A 713-nucleotide genomic window follows, 5' to 3' on the forward strand; every position below is an offset into this window, starting at 1 on the left:
TTGGTTCTTATGGCCAATAACCTCCTCAAATATGGGAAGAGGAGTACCTAAAAAGAAAAGGAGAGACTCATTTCAACGAATGAATCTCTCCTTTTTATACTTTACGGGACTTTTTGTCCCAAGCTCTGCTTTTATTAACGAAATAATATTCGCTTGAACCTCTTGTTATATACATCTCATGATTAGCACTATAAATGGTAGAGTGTCCATCGAAGTCATAGTGAATCGAGTCATCTTCTAACCGAGGGATATAGTCGAGGTTATCCACAACCATGGCCATAATAGGATCATAGTCAGGATCATGGTCTAGATTTTGTGCATAGTAGACAGAATAGTGGATTAGGTTTCCTCTGAGGTCATAGTAGGTTTTGATGAGGAAGATACAGAGGCTGAGAATACTTATAGTTAGGATGAATTTTTTCATGATGTTTTCCCTTTTACAGGTGGAGTTTGAATAGTTCGATCCTATTGAAAACGTCTGCCGTAGGTGATGTTAAAGAGCCATTGAAGATTTTCACCTTTAGGGGGCTCGGGTTGGATGGCGATAATAGATTCTAGGAGTTCATCGATGAATTTTTTTGCTTCTTTGTAAGCGCGCTATAACCAAGTATATGAAAAAGGTTCCAGAGTTGATTGACTCGGGAACCTTTTTTATTGACAATTCTTCTGTATGATTTCAGACCATGGCAAATAGTCCTCTAGAACCTGTATTG

The 713-nt window shown here is 38.3% G+C and carries 1 protein-coding gene; it reads right to left on the reverse strand.

The annotated features are described in order from the left end of the window. Nucleotides 1-94 precede the first annotated feature (94 nt). A complete protein-coding gene (locus tag HZY94_RS09875; RefSeq protein WP_179925975.1) occupies nucleotides 95-424 on the reverse strand; it encodes a hypothetical protein in 330 nt (109 codons plus the stop codon). Nucleotides 425-713 lie beyond the last annotated feature (289 nt).

The organism is Streptococcus danieliae, from assembly GCF_013415245.1.
Lineage (GTDB): Bacteria > Bacillota > Bacilli > Lactobacillales > Streptococcaceae > Streptococcus > Streptococcus danieliae_A.